Source organism: Pantoea sp. ACRSC, assembly GCF_022346785.1.
Lineage (GTDB): Bacteria > Pseudomonadota > Gammaproteobacteria > Enterobacterales > Enterobacteriaceae > Pantoea > Pantoea alvi.
In genome coordinates this window covers 52,852-72,293 of record NZ_JAKRNN010000001.1, presented here as the reverse complement: position 1 = coordinate 72,293, position 19,442 = coordinate 52,852, and the positions used below count along the sequence as shown (strand labels likewise).

19 protein-coding genes are annotated in these 19,442 nt (G+C 60.6%); 7 read left to right on the top strand and 12 right to left on the bottom strand.

The features are described 5' to 3' along the window. Positions 1-2 precede the first annotated feature (2 nt). Entirely contained in the window at positions 3-1,868 is a 1,866-nt protein-coding gene (dxs, locus tag MHZ97_RS00355; RefSeq protein WP_239313084.1) for a 1-deoxy-D-xylulose-5-phosphate synthase, read from the top strand. A gap of 61 nt (positions 1,869-1,929) precedes the next feature. Beyond that, the gene (locus tag MHZ97_RS00350; protein WP_239313087.1) at positions 1,930-2,904 is read left to right on the top strand and encodes an aldo/keto reductase; all 975 of its coding nucleotides are present in this window, start codon (positions 1,930-1,932) and stop codon (positions 2,902-2,904) included. 186 nt (positions 2,905-3,090) lie between these two features. Here MHZ97_RS00350 and pgpA read toward each other — a convergent pair whose 3' ends face one another. The 6 genes from pgpA to nrdR all read right to left on the bottom strand — a co-directional run bounded on the left by pgpA (position 3,091) and on the right by nrdR (position 7,154). Then, on the bottom strand, positions 3,091-3,597 hold the full coding sequence (pgpA, locus tag MHZ97_RS00345; RefSeq protein WP_374044240.1) for a phosphatidylglycerophosphatase A: 507 nt from the start codon (positions 3,595-3,597) through the stop codon (positions 3,091-3,093). Then, positions 3,575-4,552 (bottom strand): thiamine-phosphate kinase, encoded by a 978-nt coding sequence (gene thiL / locus MHZ97_RS00340; protein ID WP_103795111.1) that lies wholly within the window; start codon positions 4,550-4,552, stop codon positions 3,575-3,577. Before thiL ends, pgpA begins: the two co-directional genes overlap by 23 nt. A gap of 50 nt (positions 4,553-4,602) precedes the next feature. Next, positions 4,603-5,022, bottom strand: a complete 420-nt coding sequence (gene nusB / locus MHZ97_RS00335; RefSeq protein WP_103795112.1) for a transcription antitermination factor NusB — start codon at positions 5,020-5,022, stop codon at positions 4,603-4,605. A 19-nt stretch (positions 5,023-5,041) separates the two neighbouring features. Continuing rightward, positions 5,042-5,512, bottom strand: coding sequence for a 6,7-dimethyl-8-ribityllumazine synthase (ribE, locus tag MHZ97_RS00330; RefSeq protein ID WP_103795113.1), 471 nt, complete (start codon positions 5,510-5,512; stop codon positions 5,042-5,044). Positions 5,513-5,601: 89 nt separating this feature from the next. Continuing rightward, the gene (gene ribD, locus MHZ97_RS00325) at positions 5,602-6,702 is read right to left on the bottom strand and encodes a bifunctional diaminohydroxyphosphoribosylaminopyrimidine deaminase/5-amino-6-(5-phosphoribosylamino)uracil reductase RibD (RefSeq protein ID WP_239313090.1); all 1,101 of its coding nucleotides are present in this window, start codon (positions 6,700-6,702) and stop codon (positions 5,602-5,604) included. Between the two features lie 2 nt (positions 6,703-6,704). Continuing rightward, positions 6,705-7,154: a transcriptional regulator NrdR gene (gene nrdR, locus MHZ97_RS00320; protein ID WP_033752736.1), complete on the bottom strand. Its 450-nt coding sequence runs from the start codon at positions 7,152-7,154 to the stop codon at positions 6,705-6,707. A 178-nt stretch (positions 7,155-7,332) separates the two neighbouring features. On the opposite strand from nrdR, the gene lysM reads away from it, so the two are divergent. Together lysM and MHZ97_RS00310 are read left to right on the top strand one after the other, a co-directional pair. Further along, complete coding sequence (gene lysM, locus MHZ97_RS00315) at positions 7,333-7,770, top strand: peptidoglycan-binding protein LysM (RefSeq protein WP_103795115.1); 438 nt, start codon at positions 7,333-7,335, stop codon at positions 7,768-7,770. A gap of 16 nt (positions 7,771-7,786) precedes the next feature. Further along, positions 7,787-8,350: a DUF3251 domain-containing protein gene (locus MHZ97_RS00310; protein WP_239313093.1), complete on the top strand. Its 564-nt coding sequence runs from the start codon at positions 7,787-7,789 to the stop codon at positions 8,348-8,350. Positions 8,351-8,411: 61 nt separating this feature from the next. Here the strand turns inward: MHZ97_RS00310 and secF are convergent, their stop codons facing one another. From secF to queA, 5 genes are all read right to left on the bottom strand, one after another. Continuing rightward, on the bottom strand, positions 8,412-9,380 hold the full coding sequence (gene secF, locus MHZ97_RS00305) for a protein translocase subunit SecF (RefSeq protein ID WP_239313096.1): 969 nt from the start codon (positions 9,378-9,380) through the stop codon (positions 8,412-8,414). A 10-nt stretch (positions 9,381-9,390) separates the two neighbouring features. Next, on the bottom strand, positions 9,391-11,238 hold the full coding sequence (gene secD / locus MHZ97_RS00300) for a protein translocase subunit SecD (protein ID WP_103795118.1): 1,848 nt from the start codon (positions 11,236-11,238) through the stop codon (positions 9,391-9,393). Between the two features lie 25 nt (positions 11,239-11,263). Then, the gene (gene yajC / locus MHZ97_RS00295) at positions 11,264-11,596 is read right to left on the bottom strand and encodes a preprotein translocase subunit YajC (protein WP_031374695.1); all 333 of its coding nucleotides are present in this window, start codon (positions 11,594-11,596) and stop codon (positions 11,264-11,266) included. A gap of 25 nt (positions 11,597-11,621) precedes the next feature. Beyond that, the gene (gene tgt / locus MHZ97_RS00290) at positions 11,622-12,746 is read right to left on the bottom strand and encodes a tRNA guanosine(34) transglycosylase Tgt (RefSeq protein WP_103795119.1); all 1,125 of its coding nucleotides are present in this window, start codon (positions 12,744-12,746) and stop codon (positions 11,622-11,624) included. Between the two features lie 76 nt (positions 12,747-12,822). Beyond that, a complete protein-coding gene (gene queA / locus MHZ97_RS00285) occupies positions 12,823-13,893 on the bottom strand; it encodes a tRNA preQ1(34) S-adenosylmethionine ribosyltransferase-isomerase QueA (RefSeq protein WP_239313099.1) in 1,071 nt (356 codons plus the stop codon). 105 nt (positions 13,894-13,998) lie between these two features. Between queA and MHZ97_RS00280 the strand changes: the two genes are divergently transcribed. The 3 genes from MHZ97_RS00280 (at position 13,999) to MHZ97_RS00270 (ending at position 17,872) form a co-directional block, all read left to right on the top strand. Next, the gene (locus MHZ97_RS00280) at positions 13,999-14,580 is read left to right on the top strand and encodes an ACP phosphodiesterase (protein ID WP_239313102.1); all 582 of its coding nucleotides are present in this window, start codon (positions 13,999-14,001) and stop codon (positions 14,578-14,580) included. A 130-nt stretch (positions 14,581-14,710) separates the two neighbouring features. Beyond that, a complete protein-coding gene (locus MHZ97_RS00275) occupies positions 14,711-15,526 on the top strand; it encodes an inositol monophosphatase family protein (RefSeq protein WP_103795122.1) in 816 nt (271 codons plus the stop codon). Positions 15,527-15,916: 390 nt separating this feature from the next. Then, positions 15,917-17,872, top strand: coding sequence for an acyltransferase family protein (locus MHZ97_RS00270; protein ID WP_239313105.1), 1,956 nt, complete (start codon positions 15,917-15,919; stop codon positions 17,870-17,872). Positions 17,873-18,031: 159 nt separating this feature from the next. On the opposite strand, the gene proY is transcribed toward MHZ97_RS00270, so the two are convergent. Continuing rightward, a complete protein-coding gene (proY, locus tag MHZ97_RS00265) occupies positions 18,032-19,381 on the bottom strand; it encodes a proline-specific permease ProY (protein WP_103795124.1) in 1,350 nt (449 codons plus the stop codon). Positions 19,382-19,442 lie beyond the last annotated feature (61 nt).

Below are 19,442 nucleotides of genomic sequence, written 5' to 3'. Positions count from 1 at the left end.
TGATGAGTTTTGATATTGCAAAATACCCGACACTGGCGCAGGCAAGCACCGTAGAGGAGCTGCGTTCTCTCCCGAAAGAGTCGCTTCCGGCGCTGTGCGACGAGCTGCGTCAATATCTGCTGGACAGCGTAAGCCGCTCCAGCGGCCATTTCGCCTCGGGTCTGGGCGTGGTCGAGCTGACCGTCGCGCTGCATTACGTCTATAACACGCCGTTCGATCATCTGGTGTGGGACGTCGGCCATCAGGCCTATCCCCATAAGATTCTGACCGGTCGCCGCGACCGCATCGGCACCATTCGCCAGAAAAACGGCCTGCACCCTTTTCCGTGGCGCGGCGAGAGTGAATATGACGTGCTGAGCGTCGGCCACTCTTCGACCTCTATCAGCGCCGGACTCGGCATGGCGGCGGCGGCAGAGCGCGAAGGCCTCGGCCGCCGCACCGCCTGCATTATCGGCGACGGTGCCATCACCGCCGGCATGGCGTTTGAGGCGATGAACCACGCCGGCGATATCAAACCCGATATGCTGGTGATCCTTAACGACAACGAGATGTCGATCTCAGAGAACGTTGGCGCGCTGAATAACCGTCTGGCGCAGATCCTTTCCGGCAAGACCTACTCGCGCCTGCGCGAAGGCGGCAAGCGCGTGCTGGGCGGGCTGCCGCCGATTAAAGAGCTGGTGAAGCGCACCGAAGAGCACCTGAAAGGCATGGTGGTGCCGGGCACGCTGTTTGAAGAGCTGGGCTTTAACTATATCGGCCCGGTAGACGGTCACGACGTGCTGACGCTGGTGGCGACGCTGAAAAATATGCGCAGCCTGAAAGGGCCGCAGTTCCTGCATATTATGACCAAAAAGGGCAAAGGCTATGCGCCGGCGGAGCAGGATCCCATCGCCTGGCACGCGGTGCCGAAGTTCGATCCCGCCAGCGGCGCGCTGCCCAAGAGCGCCGAAGGCCTGCCGAGCTACTCCAAAATTTTCGGCAGCTGGCTGTGCGAAATGGCGCAGGACGATCCCAGGCTGATGGCGATCACCCCTGCGATGCGTGAAGGCTCCGGCATGGTGGAGTTCTCCCGTCGCTATCCGTCACAATATTTCGACGTGGCCATCGCCGAGCAGCACGCGGTGACCTTCGCCGCGGGCATGGCGATCGGCGGCTATAAGCCGATCGTGGCGATCTATTCGACCTTTCTGCAGCGCGCTTACGATCAGGTGATCCACGACGTCGCGATCCAGAAGCTGCCGGTGCTGTTCGCCATCGATCGCGGCGGCATCGTCGGCGCTGACGGCCAGACCCACCAGGGCGCGTTCGACCTCGCGTTTCTGCGCTGCGTGCCGGAGATGGTGATTATGACGCCAAGCGACGAGAACGAATGTCGTCAGATGCTCTATACCGGCTATCACTATCAGGACGGGCCGAGCGCGGTGCGCTATCCGCGCGGCAATGCGGTTGGCGTCGAGCTGACGCCGCTGCAGAGTCTGCCGCTGGGCAAAGGCGTAGTGAAACGCCAGGGCGAGAAGCTGGCGATCCTTAACTTCGGCACGCTGCTGCCTGCGGCGGCGGAAGCCGCGGAAGCGCTGAACGCCACCCTGGTGGATATGCGCTTCGTTAAGCCGCTGGATGAGGCGCTAATCGCCGAGCTGGCGCAGAGCCACGAGTCGCTGGTGACGCTGGAAGAAGGCGCCATCAAAGGCGGCGCAGGCAGCGGTGTCAACGAGACGGTAATGGCGAAACGCCTGCGCGTGTCGGTGCTCAACCTCGGTCTGCCGGATGAATTTATTCCGCAGGGCACGCAGGATGAGGTGCGCCGTGACTACCAGCTGGATGCGCAAGGCATTCAGCAGCAGATCCGCGACTGGCTCGTAGAGTAAAGTCCCCTGCCCTTCGCTCCTGCTATGCTTACGGATTGTTTAATGCATAGCAGGAGCTTTCATGAAAACCACCCAGTTAGGCCAGACCGACCTTCAGGTTTCCCGTCTCTGTCTCGGCTGTATGACCTTTGGCGAGCCGGATCGCGGTCGTCACGCCTGGACGCTGCCGGAAGCGAGCAGCCGACCGCTGATCCAGCAGGCGCTGGATGCGGGCATTAACTTTTTCGATACGGCGAACAGCTATTCCGACGGCAGCAGCGAAGAGATCGTCGGCCGCGCGCTAAAGGCGTTCGCGCGGCGCGAGGAGATCGTGGTCGCCACCAAGGTCTACTTCCCGCTCAGCAATCTGTCGCAGGGCCTGTCGCGCAAAAATATTATGCAGTCGATTGACGACAGCCTGAAGCGCCTGGATATGGAGTATGTCGATCTGCTGCAGATCCATCGCTGGGATTATGAGACGCCGCTGGAAGAGACGCTGGAAGCGCTGAACGACGTGGTGAAAGCGGGCAAAGCGCGCTATATCGGCGCCTCCTCAATGCACGCCTGGCAGTTTGCTAAGGCGGTCTATACCCAGCGCCAGCACGGCTGGGCGCCGTTCGTCAGCATGCAGGATCAGTACAACCTGATCCAGCGCGAAGAGGAGCGCGAGATGCACCCGCTCTGTCAGGCGGAGAATATCGCCGTGCTGCCCTGGAGCCCGCTGGCGCGCGGCAGGCTGACGCGTCCCTGGGGCGAAGCCACCGCGCGTACCGCCTCGGACGAGTATGGTAAAACCCTCTATAGCGCGACGGAAGAGAACGATGCGGCGATTGCGCAGCGCGTTGAGGCGATTGCCGCACAGAAAGGGGTAAGCCGCGCGCAGGTGGCCCTCGCCTGGCTGCTGCATAAGCCCGCCGTTACCGCGCCGATTATCGGCGCATCGCGCGCTGAGCAGCTGGCGGATCTGGTGAAGGCGGTTGAGGTCGATCTGAGCGCCGAGGAGATTGCCGAGCTGGAGACGGTTTATCAGCCTCATCCAGTGGTAGGCTTTGAATAGGGGTTTGTTTCAGGCCGCACCATGTCGCCAAAAGCGGGGGCATGGGCAGCAGAGCAAAGCGTTGGCCCGTTTACGGGCGCACCTCATGGAAGAGGTGCGTATCTGCGCGGGCCGGGCGAGCATGGATGTCTGGAGCGACGTTGCGATCGGCCCATGCCACCTGCGTGGGCACAGCGGGTCAACGACTCAGGCGCCCAGCCACACCCCCGCCGCATAGAGCAGCGCCGCCGAAATAACCCCGGCGATAATATCGTCCACCATAATTCCCATGCCGCCGTGCACGTTGCGATCGAACCAGCGGATCGGCCAGGGCTTCCACATATCGAATATGCGGAACACCACGAAACCGGCCAGTACCCACTGCCAGCTATTCGCCGGAATCGCCATCAGCGTAATCCACATGCCGATAAACTCATCCCAGACGATGCTGCCGTGATCGTGCACCCCCATATCTTTGGCGGTGCGGTGACAGATATAGACGCCAAGGCTAATGCCCAGCAGCACAATCAGCGAATAGAGATCCTGTGGCAGCCGTGCCATCAGCCACCAGAACGGGATCGCCGCCAGCGACCCCATGGTGCCCGGCACGTAAGGACTCAACCCGCTGCCGAAACCAGTGGCGAGCAGATGCCAGGGGTTGCTCATGCGCAGGCGGCTCTTTGCCACATCCTTATTTCGCGTCAAAATGGTCAAATCCTTTATGGTTGAAAGTAACCGGCTTGCCGTGCTCCAGCAGCGTCAGTCCCTCGGCTTCAGGCATCAGCTGCCCGATGCAGGTAAAGGGCACGCCAAGGTGGCCCAGCGCGACGTCGAGCGCGCCGCGGTTCATCTCCGGCACGGTAAAGCAGAGCTCGTAATCTTCGCCGCCGCTCAGCGCCCAGCGCAGCACCTGCTCAGGGGCAAAATGGTCGCGCAGCGCCGATGACAGCGGCAGCGCCTCCAGATTGAGCCGCGCGCCGCAGCCGCTCGCTTTAAGGATATGGCCGAGATCGGAAATCAGGCCGTCGGAAATGTCGATCGCCGCCGATGCCAGCGAGCGCAGCGCCTGCCCCTGCAGGATGCGCGGCATCGGCCGCAGGTGGCGCTTAATCAGCGCCTCGTGCACCGCCGGATCCTGGATGCGATGGTGATGCTGCAGCAGCGACAGGCCCGCAGCGCTGTCGCCCAGCGTACCGGTCACGTAGAGCCAGTCGCCCGGCTTCGCGCCGGCGCGCTTCAGCGCGCGGCCCTGCGGCACCAGGCCGTGGATGCCGAGCGTCATGCTCAGCGGACCGCGCGTGGTGTCGCCGCCCACCAGCTGCATATCGTAATACTCCAGCAGCTCGAACAGGCTTTCGCTAAAGGCTTTCAGCCACTCTTCGTCGACCTCCGGCAGCGTCAGCGCCAGCGTCAGCCACGCCGGATCGGCGCCCATGGCCGCCAGATCGCTCAGGTTAACCGCCAGCGCCTTATAGCCGAGATCGGCAGGATGGATATCGCGTAAAAAGTGGACGCCCGCCACCAGCGTATCGGTGCTGATCGCCAGCGTCTGTTTCTCCGGCACGCTCATCAGCGCGCAGTCGTCGCCGATGCCGGTCTCGACGTCGCGGCGGCTGCGGGTTCTGCGATTGAAATAGCGTGCGATGAGTTCGAATTCGCCACAGGACATGGTTGCGTTCCGCTTACTGATGAAAAAAGGCCAGCAAGCTGGCCTTTTCTTTATTTGCGATTGGGTCTGATTTGTGGGGCGGCTTTATCCAGCACACCGTTGACGAACTTATGGCTGTCTTCAGCGCCAAATACTTTCGCCAGCTCAATACCTTCGTTGATCGCCACTTTATAGGGCACATCAGCGCGCTTGCTCAGTTCATACAGCGAAATACGCAGGATTGCTTTTTCTACCTGGCCCAGCTCTTCAAGCTGGCGCGACAGGTAAGGTTTCATCAGCCCATCCAGATACGCGCTGTTGGTCGCCACACCGGACAGCAGTTCGCGGAAATAGGTAATGTCGACGTCTTTGACGTCCTGTTCCGCCAGAAACTGGTATTCCACATCGGCAATGTCGTTGTTAGACAACTGCCAGGAGTAGAGCGCCTGGACAGCGCACTCGCGGGCGCGGCGACGAGCAGCAGGTTTCACAAAATTCCCCTTACAAAAATCAGGCTTTGATGGCTTTCAATACGTTAATCATTTCGAGTGCGGTCAGGGCCGCTTCGGCGCCTTTGTTACCCGCTTTGGTACCGGCACGCTCAATAGCCTGCTCGATATTTTCCGTGGTCAGTACGCCGAACGTTACCGGGATTTCGCTGGTCATCGCGACGTTAGCGATACCGGAGCTGGCTTCGCCGGCAACATATTCAAAGTGGGCGGTGCCGCCGCGAATCACGGTGCCCAGCGCCACAATGGCGTCGTGCTTACCGCTGTTCGCCAGCGCGCGGGCTGCCAGCGGCAGTTCGTACGCGCCTGGTACCCAGACGACGGTGATGTTTTCATCTTTCACCTGACCGATACGCTTCAGGGCATCGATCGCGCCGTCCAGCAGGCTGTCGTTGATGAAGTTGTTAAAACGCGCAATAACGATGGCAACATTGGCCTCAGGCGTGGCAACAGCAGCTTCGATAACTTTCATACTTATCCTTTCAGGGTTTTGTTATGGCCCCGCAGGGGGGCGGATTCTATCACACTCTTTGGCGGCGTGCTCTTGCTTTTCCGCCGCGGTCAGCGCGGCGTCAGCGTCAGGCGCAGATCGGGGCCAACCTGGCGCACGTCGCTAAATGAAAAGGCTGGCGCATCGGCCAGCTGCGCCAGGCCAGGCAGCTGGCAGAGGCCGCGCGCGGCGTCGCCGAGCAGCGTTGGCGCCATATAGACAATCAGCTCATCCACGACGCCGGTCTGCAGCAGCGCGCCAGCCAGCGACGCCCCCGCCTCGACCCACAGACTGTTTACCTGCCGTTTGCCCAGCAGCATCATCAGCGCCACCAGGTCGAGCTGCTCGCCGCGCGTCGGCACGGCGATCTGCGTGACGCTCTCCGGCCAGGCCTGTTGGTCCGGCGCGGCGCGCATCAGCCAGGTCTCGCCCGGCTGGGCAATAAGTTTGTGCTGCGGCGTGACCCGGTTGCGGCTGTCGACAATCACGCGCAGCGGCTGGCGCAGCTCAGCTTCGTTCAGCAGCGACCGCGACTCGCTATCGAGTTCCGGCCAGCGCACCGTCAGCGACGGATCGTCCGCCAGCACGGTGGCGCTGCTGCTGAGAATCGCCGAGCTTTGCGCCCGCAGGCGCTGCACGTCACGACGCGCGGCCGCTGAGGTTATCCACTGGCTTTCGCCGCTGGCCATGGCGGTGCGGCCATCCAGCGACGCGCCGAGCTTGAGCTGAACGAAGGGAAAACCGGTGCGCATGCGCTTCAGAAAGCCGCGGTTGAGCGCCTCCGCTTCCGCCATCATCAGCCCGTGGCTCACCTCAATGCCCGCCTGCTGCAGGCGATAGAGGCCGCGCCCGGCGACCTGTGGATTGGGATCCTGCATCGCCGCCACCACGCGACTGACGCCAGCGGCAATCAGGGCGTCGCAGCAGGGGGGCGTGCGGCCGTGGTGGCTGCACGGCTCCAGCGTGACGTAGGCGGTAGCGCCGCGCGCCCTGTCGCCCGCCATGCGCAGCGCGTACACCTCAGCGTGCGGCTCGCCGGCGCGCTGATGCCAGCCTTCACCGACAATCTCGCCGTCGCGTACGATAACGCAGCCGACGTTGGGGTTAGGCGTCGTCGTAAAGCGTCCGCGTCGCGCCAGCTCCAGCGCGCGCGCCATATAGCGTTCGTTCATGGTCAATCCTGTAACCTGGCGATCTCGGCGCCGAAATCGCGAATATCTTCAAAGCTGCGGTAGACCGAGGCGAAGCGAATATAGGCGACCTTGTCGAGCTTCTTCAGCTCGTCCATCACCAGATTGCCGATCAGCTTGCTGGGGATCTCGCGCTCGCCGGTGGCGCGCAGCTGGGTTTTGATATGGTTTACCGCGCTCTCGACCGCATCGGCGCTTACCGGGCGCTTCTCCAGCGCCTTCATCATGCCGCTGCTGAGCTTGTCTTCGTTAAAGGGTTCGCGTACGTCATTGCTTTTCACTACCCGCGGCATCACCAGCTCCGCCACTTCGAAGGTGGTGAAGCGCTCGTGGCACATCAGACACTGCCGCCGCCGCCGCACGGACGAGCCTTCACTAACCAGACGCGAATCAATGACTTTAGTGTCCACAGCAGAGCAAAATGGGCAGTGCATGACCTTTCCTGACGCTAAATAAATGGGCTACACAGTGTAGCGCGAATGACAAGTCAACAAAATGTATAAGCGTGCCTTTCCTCTTTTGCCATTCGGCAGGAGACGTAGCGAGAAAGTGTCTATGCTTACTGATGTCGTCAGAAAGACGGCCTACACCATAACCATCTGGAGGATATATATGGGTTTGTTTAACTTTGTGAAAGAGGCAGGCGAAAAACTGTGGGACGCGGTATCCGGCCATGATGATGCCAGCGAGAAGCTGAAAGAGCACATCAACAAGCTGGGCTTACCTGACAGCGACAAAGTGAACGTGGCGGTCAACGGCGATACCGTAACGGTGAGCGGCGACGGCATTTCCCAGGAGCTGAAAGAGAAAATTTTAGTGGCGGCCGGTAACGTCGCGGGCATTACCAAAGTGGACGATCAGGTTAAAACAGCCGACAGCGCGCCGGAAGCGGAATTCTATACCGTGAAAAAAGGCGACACGCTGAGCGCGATTTCGAAAGCGGTTTACGGCAACCCTAACGAGTACAACAAGATTTTCGAAGCCAACAAGCCGATGCTGACCCACCCTGACAAAATCTATCCGGGCCAGGTATTACGTATTCCTAAATAAGCACAAGGAAGAGTTTATGATCAGGACGGTTTGGGCGCCGCTGGCGTGTGCGATGGCGCTGTTAAGCGGGTGTAGCTCGCCACCTGCCAGCCCGAAAGTGAATCAGCTGCATCAGGAAGTGAGCCAGCTGAATCAGCAGATGCGCCACCTGACTACTCAGGCGAGCGCCATCGAAATCCAGGGGCAGCTTAACAGCAACTCCACGCAGGGTGCCTGGCTGGTGCCGCAGGCTAATACGCCGGTCGAACTGCAAACCCAGCTCGGCAAGCTGCGCCTCTCGCTGACGCGCGTGGCGGCGGAAGCCAACGGCGCGCGCGCTAACCTGACCATCAGCGCAACCGGCAGCCAGCCCGTTCCGGCGCTGCGTGCGCAGGTGGTTTGGGGCGAACGGGATCCGGCGACGGGCAAACCGCTTGAGGCCACCAGCCTGAGCCAGGAGATCGCGGTGCCGGCGACGCTGCTGCCGCGCGCTTCGGCAACCGTGCCGCTGCGTCTGAGCGGCTTTGCGCCGGGCCAGCTCGGTTTCGTGCGCGTGCATGACGTGGTGGGCGAGCCGCCTGCCGCCCCTGCCGCGCAGTAAGTCGCGCGTCCAGACAAAACGGGCTGCCAGATGGCAGCCCGTTTTTTATTACGCTTGTGCGTTACGGCATGATAGAAGGCTGATCCGCGCCCTCTTTCTCGACCTTCTGCACCAGCATATGTTCGCGCTTCATGCCCAGCTTCAGCGCCAGCGCCGAAGAGACATAAATTGACGAGATAGTACCGATAGAGACGCCGATCAGCATGGTGAGCGAGAAGCCTTTCAGCAGCGCGCCACCAAAGATGAACAGGATCAGGATCATCGCCAGCGTGGTCAGCGAGGTGATCAGGGTACGGCTCAGCGTCTGGGTCAGCGACACGTTGGTGATATCGTAAGAAGAGCCGCGGCGGATCTTGCGGAAGTTCTCGCGAATACGGTCGGAGACCACGATTTTATCGTTGAGCGAGTAGCCGATCACCGACATCAGCGAAGCGACGATGGTGAGATCGATCTCGATATGCGCCAGCGACAGAATGCCGCAGGTGATGATCACGTCGTGCGCCAGCGCCAGCACGGTGCCAAGCGCCAGACGCCACTCAAAGCGGAAGCCGATATAGATCAAAATCGCAATCAGCGCCGCCAGCAGCGCCATCGCGCCCGCCTGCGCCAGATCGTTGCCCACGCTCGGGCCAACAAACTCAATGCGCTTCACCGTCGCGTTCTGCTGGGCGGTCTGATTGATAATGGTAATGATCTTGTTGCCCAGCTCCTGGCCAGCCGGTCCGTCCATAGGCGCCATGCGCACCATGACGTCGCGGCTGCTGCCGAAGTTCTGCACGATAGGATCGGCATAACCCGCTTTTTCCAGCCCGTCACGCAGCGTATCCAGCTCGGCGGGTTTCTCCAGCGCGATCTCGATCACCGTACCGCCGGTAAAATCGAGACCCCAGTTGAAACCGCGCACGGAGACCATGGCAATAGATGCCACGATCAGCAGGCCGGAGATAATAAACGCCAGCGTGTCCCAGCGCATAAAGTCGACGACTTTACGCCCGTGGTTCAGCTGTTCAATATTGTATTCCTGTGCCACAACGCACTCCTCAGATAGACAGCTTGTTGATGCGCTTGCCGCCGTACACCAGGTTCACGATGGCGCGCGTTCCAACGATCGCGGTAAACATCGAGGTGGCGATACCAATAGCGGTGGTAATCGCAAAGCCTTTAATTGAACCCGTACCAACGGCATACAGGATGATGACCTTGATCAGCGTCGTTACGTTAGCGTCGACGATACTGGAGAAGGCGCCTTTGTAGCCCTCATGAATCGCCTGCTGCACGGAACGCCCGTTTCTCAGCTCTTCCTTAATACGCTCGTTGATCAGTACGTTCGCATCCACCGCCACCGCCAGCGTCAGCACGATACCGGCGATACCCGGCATGGTGAGCGTGGCGCCCGGCAGCAGCGACATAATGCCGACAATCAGCACCAGGTTGCACAGCAGCGCGCTGGTGGCGATCAGGCCGAACTTCTTATAGAACACCACCATAAACAGAATCGAGGCGATCAGACCCCACAGGCAGGCTTCAAGCCCCTGTGTGATATTCTGCGCGCCCATGGTCGGGCCGATGGTGCGCTCTTCCACGATCTGAATCGGCGCAATCAGCGCGCCCGCACGCAGCAGCAGCGAAAGCTGACGCGCTTCGTTCGGGTTGTTGATGCCGGTAATGCGGAAGCTGTTGCCGAGGCGAGACTGGATATTGGCGACGTTAATCACCTCTTCCTGCTTCACCAGCACCGCGCGACCGTTGGCGTCTTTCTTACCGCTGTCTTTGTACTCCACAAACAGGGTCGCCATCGGCTTGCCGATGTTGTCCTTGGTGAAGTTAGACATGATGTTACCGCCCGCGCCGTCCAGGGAGATATTAACCTGCGGCTGGTTGTACTCATCCATGCTGGAGGTTGAGTCGGTGATATGGTCACCGGTCAGGATCACCCGCTTGTAGAGCACGACCGGCTGGCCTTCACGCGTCTTCTTCACCTCCGAGTCGCCCGGTACGCGGCCGTTGGCGGCGGCGGTCGGATCGGCGGTGGTGTTCACCAGACGGAACTCCAGCGTTGCGGTGGCGCCGAGGATCTCTTTGGCGCGCGCAGTATCCTGAATGCCCGGCAGTTCAACGACGATGCGGTCAGTGCCCTGGCGCTGCACCAGCGGTTCGGCGACGCCGAGCTGGTTAACGCGGTTACGCAGGATAGTGATGTTCTGCTGTACGGCGTATTCGCGCGCTTCGCTGAGGCGTGCGTCACTCATCACCGCGCGCAGCGCGTCGCTGCCGCTGGAGGAGATCACCATGTCGCGATGGCGCGCGCTCAGCCAGTTAATCGCCGCATCGCGGCTGTTGCCGTCGCGGAAACGGATTTCCACGCCGTAGTTGGCGATTTTATTGACGTTGGTATAGGGGATATTCTTTTCGCGCAGGTCGCTGCGCAGGCTGTCGGCATTCTGCTCCTGCAGCTTGCCCAGTGCGGTGTCCATATCCACTTCCATCAGGAAGTGAACGCCGCCGCGCAGATCGAGACCGAGCTTCATCGGCTCAGCCGCCAGCATGCTCAGCCAGCGCGGCGTTGCCGGCGCAAGGTTAAGCGCGACGACGTAATCTTCGCCCAGCTTGTTCATAATCGCTTCACGGGCGCGCAGCTGCACATCCGTGTTGGCGAAGCGCGCCAGAATGGCGCCGTTTTCCAGCGCGAGGGATTTGCTCTGGATATTCTCTTGTTTTAACAGGTTCTGAATCTGATCCAACGTTTGCTCACTGGCGGCGCCGCCGCGCGCGCCAGTGATCTGAACGGCCGGATCCTCACCATACAGGTTGGGAAGCGCATAGAGCAGGCCGACGAGAATGACGACGACCAGCATCACGTACTTCCACAAAGGATAACGATTTAACACGGCAGTTCCCTTAGGGAAGTAAATATTAGAGCGCCTTCATCGTACCTTTCGGCAGGACGGCAGCCACGAAATCACGTTTGATAACCACTTCGTTGGTTTCGTTCAGGGCGATAGAAACATAGCCCGTGTCGGAAACTTTGGTTACGCGGCCTACCAGGCCACCGCTGGTCAGCACTTCGTCGCCTTTGGAGATGGAATCCATCAGCTTTTTGTGCTCTTTCGCACGCTTCTGCTGCGGACGCAGGATCATGAAGTAAAAAATCAGACCAAACACCACCAGCATGATCACCAGAGAATACGGACTTCCCTGCGACGGTGCACCTGCGGCAGCCACGGCGTCAGAAATGAAAAAGCTCATTTAATTTCCCTCATTGATAGAATTATCAGACGTTTAACGGTGGAACCGCTTTGCCCGTCCGTTGGTAGAACTCGCTAACAAAGCGCTCCAATTTACCCTCTTCAATAGCCTGGCGTAAACCCGCCATCAGGCGCTGGTAGTAGCGCAGGTTATGAATGGTATTCAGGCGCGCGCCGAGTATTTCGTTACAGCGATCAAGATGATGCAAGTAGGCACGGCTGTAATTGCGACAGGTGTAGCAATCACACTCCGCATCCAGCGGCGAGGTGTCGTCTTTATGCTTCGCATTACGAATTTTCACCACGCCGTCGGTGACGAACAGATGACCGTTGCGCGCGTTGCGCGTCGGCATCACGCAGTCGAACATATCAATGCCGCGACGTACGCCTTCCACCAGATCTTCCGGCTTGCCGACGCCCATCAGGTAACGAGGTTTATCCTGCGGGATCTGCGGACAAACGTGCTCCAGGATGCGATGCATGTCCTCTTTCGGCTCACCCACCGCCAGGCCGCCCACAGCGTACCCATCAAAGCCAATCTCTACCAGACCTTTGACGGAGACATCACGTAAATCTTCGTAAACAGAGCCCTGAATAATGCCGAACAGCGCGTTCTTGTTGCCCAGGCTGTCAAAGCGGTCGCGGCTGCGTCGCGCCCAGCGCAGCGACATCTCCATCGAACGCTTCGCGTAGTCCCAGTCCGCCGGGTAAGGCGTGCATTCGTCAAAGATCATCACGATGTCCGATCCCAGATCGTACTGGATCTCCATCGACTTTTCGGGATCGAGGAAGATCGGATCGCCGTTGATCGGGTTGCGGAAGTGCACGCCCGCTTCGGTGATCTTGCGAATATCGCCGAGGCTGAACACCTGAAAGCCGCCGGAATCGGTGAGAATCGGCCCTTTCCACTGCATAAAGTCATGCAGATCGCCGTGCAGCTTCATAATCTCCTGGCCAGGACGCAGCCAGAGATGGAAGGTATTGCCGAGGATAATCTGCGCGCCGGTATCCTGTACCTCTTCCGGCGTCATACCCTTAACCGTGCCGTAGGTGCCCACCGGCATAAACGCCGGGGTTTCCACCACGCCGCGATCGAAAATCAGACGGCCACGGCGCGCGCGCCCGTCGGTAGTGTCGAGTTCAAACTTCACAAAGCCTCCATCAGAGAAACAGTCTGATGCGATGGTTAAACAAGCAGTTCACGGCGTCGCCGCAAACCGGACGTCATCAGGCACCGACTTTTTCGTGCGGCGCCTGCGGATTTTTGGTAATGAACATCGCGTCGCCATAGCTGAAGAAGCGATACTGTTCCGCCACCGCGGCCTTATAGGCCGCCATGGTGTGCTGATAGCCGGCGAAGGCCGATACCAGCATAATCAGGGTCGATTCCGGCAGATGGAAATTGGTGATCAGCGCGTCGATCACCTGATACTCATAGCCGGGATAGATAAAGATCTGGGTGTCGTCGAAGAAGGGGGCAATCAACGCTTGCTGACTTGCCTGCGCGGCGCTCTCCAGCGAGCGTACCGAGGTCGTGCCGACGGCGACCACTTTATTGCCGCGCGCTTTGCACGCCAGCACCGCGTCGACCACCTCCTGCGGCACTTCGGCATATTCGGAGTGCATCACATGCTCTTCAATGCTGTCGACGCGCACCGGCTGAAAGGTGCCCGCGCCGACGTGCAGCGTGACGAACGCCATCTCAACGCCCTTGTCGCGCAGCGCCGCCAGCAGCGGCTCGTCAAAATGAAGACCTGCGGTCGGTGCCGCCACGGCGCCGGGACGCGCGCTGTAGACGGTCTGATAAAGCTCGCGATCCGCCTCTTCGTCGGGGCGATCGATATAGGGCGGCAGCGGCATATGGCCGACGCTGTTAAGGATATCCAGCACCGCGCGATCGTCTTCAAAGGCGATTTCGAACAGGGCGTCATGTCGCGCCACCATCGTTGCCTTCACGCTCTCGTCGTCGCCCAGCAGCAGCTGGGTGCCTGGCTTCGGCGCTTTAGAGGCGCGCACGTGCGCCAGCACGCGCTTGTCGTCCAGCATGCGCTCCACCAGCATTTCGATTTTTCCGCCGCTCGCCTTACGGCCAAAAACGCGCGCCGGGATCACCCGCGTATTGTTGAACACCAGCAGATCGCCGGGATTCAGCTTCTCCAGCACGTCGGTAAAGACCCCGTGCGTCAGCTGCCCGCTCGGACCGTCCAGCGACAGCAGGCGACAACCGCTGCGCTGCGCCTGCGGATAGTGGGCGATAAGAGATTCAGGCAACTCAAAAGTAAAATCGGCGACACGCATGGCTAACTTCTTACTCAGGGATAAAAACAGGCGGCACAGTTTAGCGGAAAAGCGGCCAATTCTGAACAACTGGCTGCGCGTTCGCACTTCTGGCTATAATGCGGCATGAACTTTCTCGCCCATCTTCACCTCGCTCACCTCGCCGAAAGCTCGCTGCTCGGCAACCTGCTGGCGGATTTCGTCCGCGGAAACCCGCACGAACAGTGGCCGACGCCGGTCGCTGACGGCATTCTGATGCACCGCCGGCTCGACGCGATGACCGACGCGCTGCCTGAAGTTCAGGAAGCGCGCCCGCTGTTTCGTCCGGAAACGCGCCGCGTCGCGCCCATTACCCTTGACGTGGTGTGGGACCACTTTCTCGCCCGCCACTGGGCAACCATCCACCCCGATATGCCGCTGGCGGCCTTTTCGCGCTTTGCCGAACAGCGCGTGGTGCCGCAGATGGCGGGCACGCCAGAGAGCTTTCAGGCGCTGAACGCGGTGATGTGGCGCGAACGCTGGTTCGAGCACTACGCCGATCCGGCGCGCATGGCGCGCGTCCTCAGCGGCATGGCCCAGCGGCGGCCGCGTCTCGCCGCGCTGCGCGACTCCTACCAGGATTTCACCGACCACTACACCCAGCTGGAGACGCTCTTTTTCCGCTTCTATCCGCGCCTGATGGCGCTGGCGCGCAGCAAAACGCTCTAATCTTTTCCCGACTTGCCAGCACTTCGCATTTGCGGCTTAATGAAACCCTGCTTAACAATAGCGTGCGCCCTGCGCGCTATTTCCGGCGAATGATCGATTCAGCCGCGTGACCAATCATAAGAGGGAAAGGATGTCATCCGCTTCGCAAACCGAAACAGACGCGCGTTACCACTATGCCTGTGAAATCGCCCGCGCCGCGGCCAGCCGCGCCTACGCCTGGTACCAGCAGCGCCAGCAGCTGGTGGTGGAACACAAGCGTGATTTACAGGATGTGGTCAGCGAGGCGGACCGCAACGTTGAAGAGCTGATTAAAACCCTGATCGCCGAACGCTTCCCGGAAGATGCGGTGCTGGGCGAAGAGAGCGGCGGCAACGTCGACGGCGCGCGCTGGGTGTGGGTGGTGGATCCCATTGACGGCACCGCCTGCTTCCTTAACGGCCTGCATAACTGGTGCGTCTCGCTGGCCGTGCTGTGCGACGGCGACGCGCTGATCGGCGTGGTTTGCGATCCCAATCATCAGGAGCTGTTTCATGCCCGCGCGGGGCGCGGTGCCTGGGTCAACGACACGCGCCTGCAGGCGCACGGGGCGCGCCATCTCAGCGAAGGCGTGCTGGGATTAAGCAACTCCAGCCGCGCGCCGGCGCAGCAGACCGCGGCGTTTATTCAGGGCCTGCTTGCCGAGGGCGGCATGTTTGTCCGCATCGGCTCCGGCGCGCTGACCACCGCCTGGGCGGCGGCAGGCCGTCTGATCGGCTATTACGAAGCGCATATGAACCCCTGGGACAGCCTGCCGGGCATCGTGCTGATGCGCGAAGCGGGCGGCGTCACCAATGACTATCTCGCCAACGACGGCCTGAAAAATGGCAATCCGGTGCTGCTGGCCAACCCGGCTATCTACGCGCAAATCAACGCGCTGCTCGGCCCCGACGCCATTAAAGAAGCCTGACGCCAGCCCCCCTGTTACAGAGACCGCACACCAGCCCACGCGCAAAGCAAAGCGTCCCGCGCCATACCAGCAACGCCGGGAACGCTTTTGCTCAACGCGGCGCCTTGCCTTCTTTCGCTGCCTTAAGCCCGCCTGAACTGTTGCTATTTTATCCTTAACCGCCGCTGCACTATTTTTTCAGCGCCACTGCGAACTTTTCTATATTCGCGGCGGCACGCTTTCTTCGCCTTTTTTTGTTTTAAAATAGAGGCGTCAATCATCCCTTTATCATTATTTTTTTAATTTTGTCTTTTGATTAATTCGGCGACTGGATTCGCCGATTTCTTTATGAGCGGCGCCAACGACATCAGCGGTGTTAAATACCTTTGTCGATACTCGGGGGATCCGATAATGAAAACGCCTCTGTCACACCATTATCGCGCGGATATTGATGGCCTGCGCGCCGTGGCGATCCTGATGGTTGTCTTGTTCCACGCGGGCGTCAGCGCCCTGCCCGGCGGCTATGTCGGGGTCGACATCTTCTTTGTTATTTCAGGCTTCCTTATCGGTGGCAGCCTCTACCGCGACTTCGTTTCTGGTCAGTTCTCGCTATTTCACTTCGCAGTGCGCCGCATTCGCCGCATCGCGCCTGCGCTGCTGACCATGCTGTTCGGCCTGCTGTTTATCGGCTATTTTCTGCTCTCGCCGCTGGAATATAGCCAGCTGGCAAAATACAGCTTCGGCGTTTTTCTTTCGGTGCCCAATATCGTTCTGCTTAAAGGCGCAGATTATTTCAGCGCCCCGGCAGATTTAAATCCGCTGCTGATCACCTGGTCACTCGGCATTGAAGAGCAGTTCTATATCCTGCTGCCGATCGTCATGCTGCTGGTCGCCAGATGGCGCGCCCTGTTAATCACGGTGGTGGCGCTGCTGAGCCTGCTGTCGCTGGCGGGCTGTATCTGGCTGACGCCACAAAACAGCTCGCAGGCCTTCTACCTGCTGCCGACGCGCGGCTGGGAGCTGGGGGCGGGCGTGCTGCTGGCGCTGTGGAGACCGCGGCCGACTGGCGGCATCTGGGCCAACCTCTTTACGCTGGCGGGACTGGCGCTAATCGCCTTCTGCGCGCTTCGGCTGAATAACAGCGAAGGCTTTCCCGGCGACAAGGCGCTGCTGCCGGTGCTGGCGGCCTGCCTGCTAATAATGGCGCGCGGCGCACTCAGCCGCCTGGTGCTGGAAAACGCGCCGATGCGCTTTATCGGCAAACTCTCCTGGTCCTGGTATCTGTGGCACTGGCCGCTGCTGGCGCTGGCGCGCATCTGCAGCGACCGCCCGGTCAGCGTTAATCAGGGGCTGAGCATCAGCGCGCTAGCGCTCGGCGTCGCCTGGCTGTCGTGGCGCTATGTGGAGCTGCCGTTCCGCCGCCCGGCCAGAAAGCCGCGCGCGGTTATCCCCGCCTGGTGCCTGATCTCAGTCGCCGGTGCCGCCGCGATGGTCGGCCTGTGGAGCAGCGGCGGCCTGCCCTGGCGCGTTAACGATAAAGTGATCAGCAGTGAAGCCTACAAAATCGACGCCCAGGCCGATACCTGCCTGGTCGATAACGGTGCAGGCCTCCCTTCCCCCAGCCAGCACTGTCAGCCCAAAAGCTCGCGTCCCGGCATCGCGCTGGTCGGTGACAGCCATGCGGCGGCGATGCGCAGCGCCGTCGCGCGCTACGCCGAGGCGCAGGATAAACCGCTCTACCAGCTGACGAAAGTCACCTGCCCGCTGCTGGCGGCGGGCGTCACGCGCGCGCTCTACCAGCAGCCAGCGCACGCCAGCCAGTGCGCGGCGTTCAACGCCGCGGTGATGAAAGCGCTGGTCAGTCCGCGCATTGACGAGGTGGTGATCGCCGCCGCCTGGACGGCGGGGATCGAAACCCTGCCCGGCGCAGGCTATCGCGATATCCACCATCCCGACAGAGATAACCTCAGCGCGCTGAAACAGGGCATGGACGGGGTTATAGCCCAGCTGCGCCAGGCTGGCAAAAAGGTAGTGCTGATCGAGGACGCGCCCTCGCTGTCGCTGGACCCCCTGCGCTACAGCAACAACCGCAATATGCCGCTGCGCCGCGAGCTGAGCCAGTGGCTGAGCGACTGGAAACCCCTGCCGACGCAGAACGCCCGCACCCGGCTCTACTCACTGCCGGAAGCAGACGTCACCCGACTGCTGCGCGGCTATGAGCAGCGCGACGTGCGCGTGGTGTCGTTACAGGAGAATTTATGCAATCGCAGCGGCTGTCTGGTGACCTGGCAGGGGCTGCCGCTCTACTATGACGACAGCCATCTGAGCCCGCAGGGAGTGGAGATCGCGCTGGGCAGCCGCTGGTAGCGTTTTTACACAATGCAAAACATTGACCGGGCGAGGGGCGCAGCTCAGGGATAAGGTGCGTTATCGGGCTGGCAGGGAGGCCGCCTTTTGTGCCGTTGCGCGCCGGCGATGCCTGCCGACGCGTCAGAGAGCAGCGACTCCCCTGCAGCGCTGTTCAAATCAAGACTTACGCACCAGCTTATAGCCCGCCAACAGCAGCACGATCCACACCAGTCCCACATAGAGCGAAATACGCGTATCCGGGAAGTAGCCGATCAGCGCAATGATAAAGCCGAGGAACAGCACGCCAGCCAGCGAGGTCCAGATGCCGCCCGGCACGGCGAACTGCAGCTTGCTCGCCGCCTCTTTGCCGATCCTGCGACGGAAAGCGATCTGCGACAGCAGGATCATAATCCATACCCAGACGGTGGCGAAGGTCGCCAGCGAGGCGATAACCAGGAAGACCTTCTCCGGCATCAGATAGTTGAGATAGACCGCAATCAGCATCGCCGCCATCATCACCACTACCGTCACCCAGGGAATGCCGCGCTCGGACACCTTCATAAACATCTTCGGCGCGTGGCCCTGCTGCGCCATGCCGTGCAGCATACGCCCTACCCCGAACACGTCGCTGTTGATCGCCGACAGCGAGGCCGTCAGCACCACGAAGTTAAGGATAGAGGCCGCCGCCGCGATGCCGAGATGCTGGAAGGTCAGGACGAAAGGCGAGCCGTTGGTGCCGACCTGGTTCCACGGATAGATCGACATAATCACAAACAGCGTGCCGACGTAAAACACCAGGATGCGCATCGGCACCGAGTTAATGGCGCGCGGGATCGACTGCGCCGGATCTTTGGCTTCGCCGGCGGTAATGCCGATAATCTCAATGCCGCCGTAGGCGAACATCACCATCTGCAGCGAGAGCAGCATGCCGACGATGCCGTGCGCGAAGAAGCCGCCGTTGCTCCACAGGTTATGGATGCCGGTCGGCTGGCCGCCGTTGCCGATGCCCCAGAAAATCATGGCAAAACCGGCGACGATCATCACCACAATGGTGGCGACCTTAAAGAAAGAGAACCAGAACTCAACTTCGCCGAACACCTTAACGCTCATCAGGTTAACGGCGCCGATAATCAGCACCACGCTCAGCACCCAAATCCAGTGCGGCACCTCTGGAAACCAGACGCCCATATAGATGCCGAAGGCGGTCACGTCGGCAATGGCGACGATCAGGATTTCAAAACAGTAGGTCCAGCCGGTGATATAGCCCGCCAGCGGCCCGAGATAGTCCTGCGCATAGCGCGAGAACGAGCTGGCCTGGGGGTTATTCACCGACATCTCGCCGAGCGCGCGCATAATGATATAGGCGACCGCGCCGCCGATAATATAGGCGAGCAGCACGCTCGGCCCCGCCATTTTGATGGCATCCGCCGACCCGTAAAACAGTCCGGTGCCAATCGCCGATCCCAGCGCCATAAAACGGATATGGCGCGTGCTCAGTCCGCGTTTGAGCTTATTGGTTTCTTGCATAACAACCTGTACCTGTAAAAGAAAAACCACGGGCAAGCCCGTGGTTACATTGCAGCCAAAG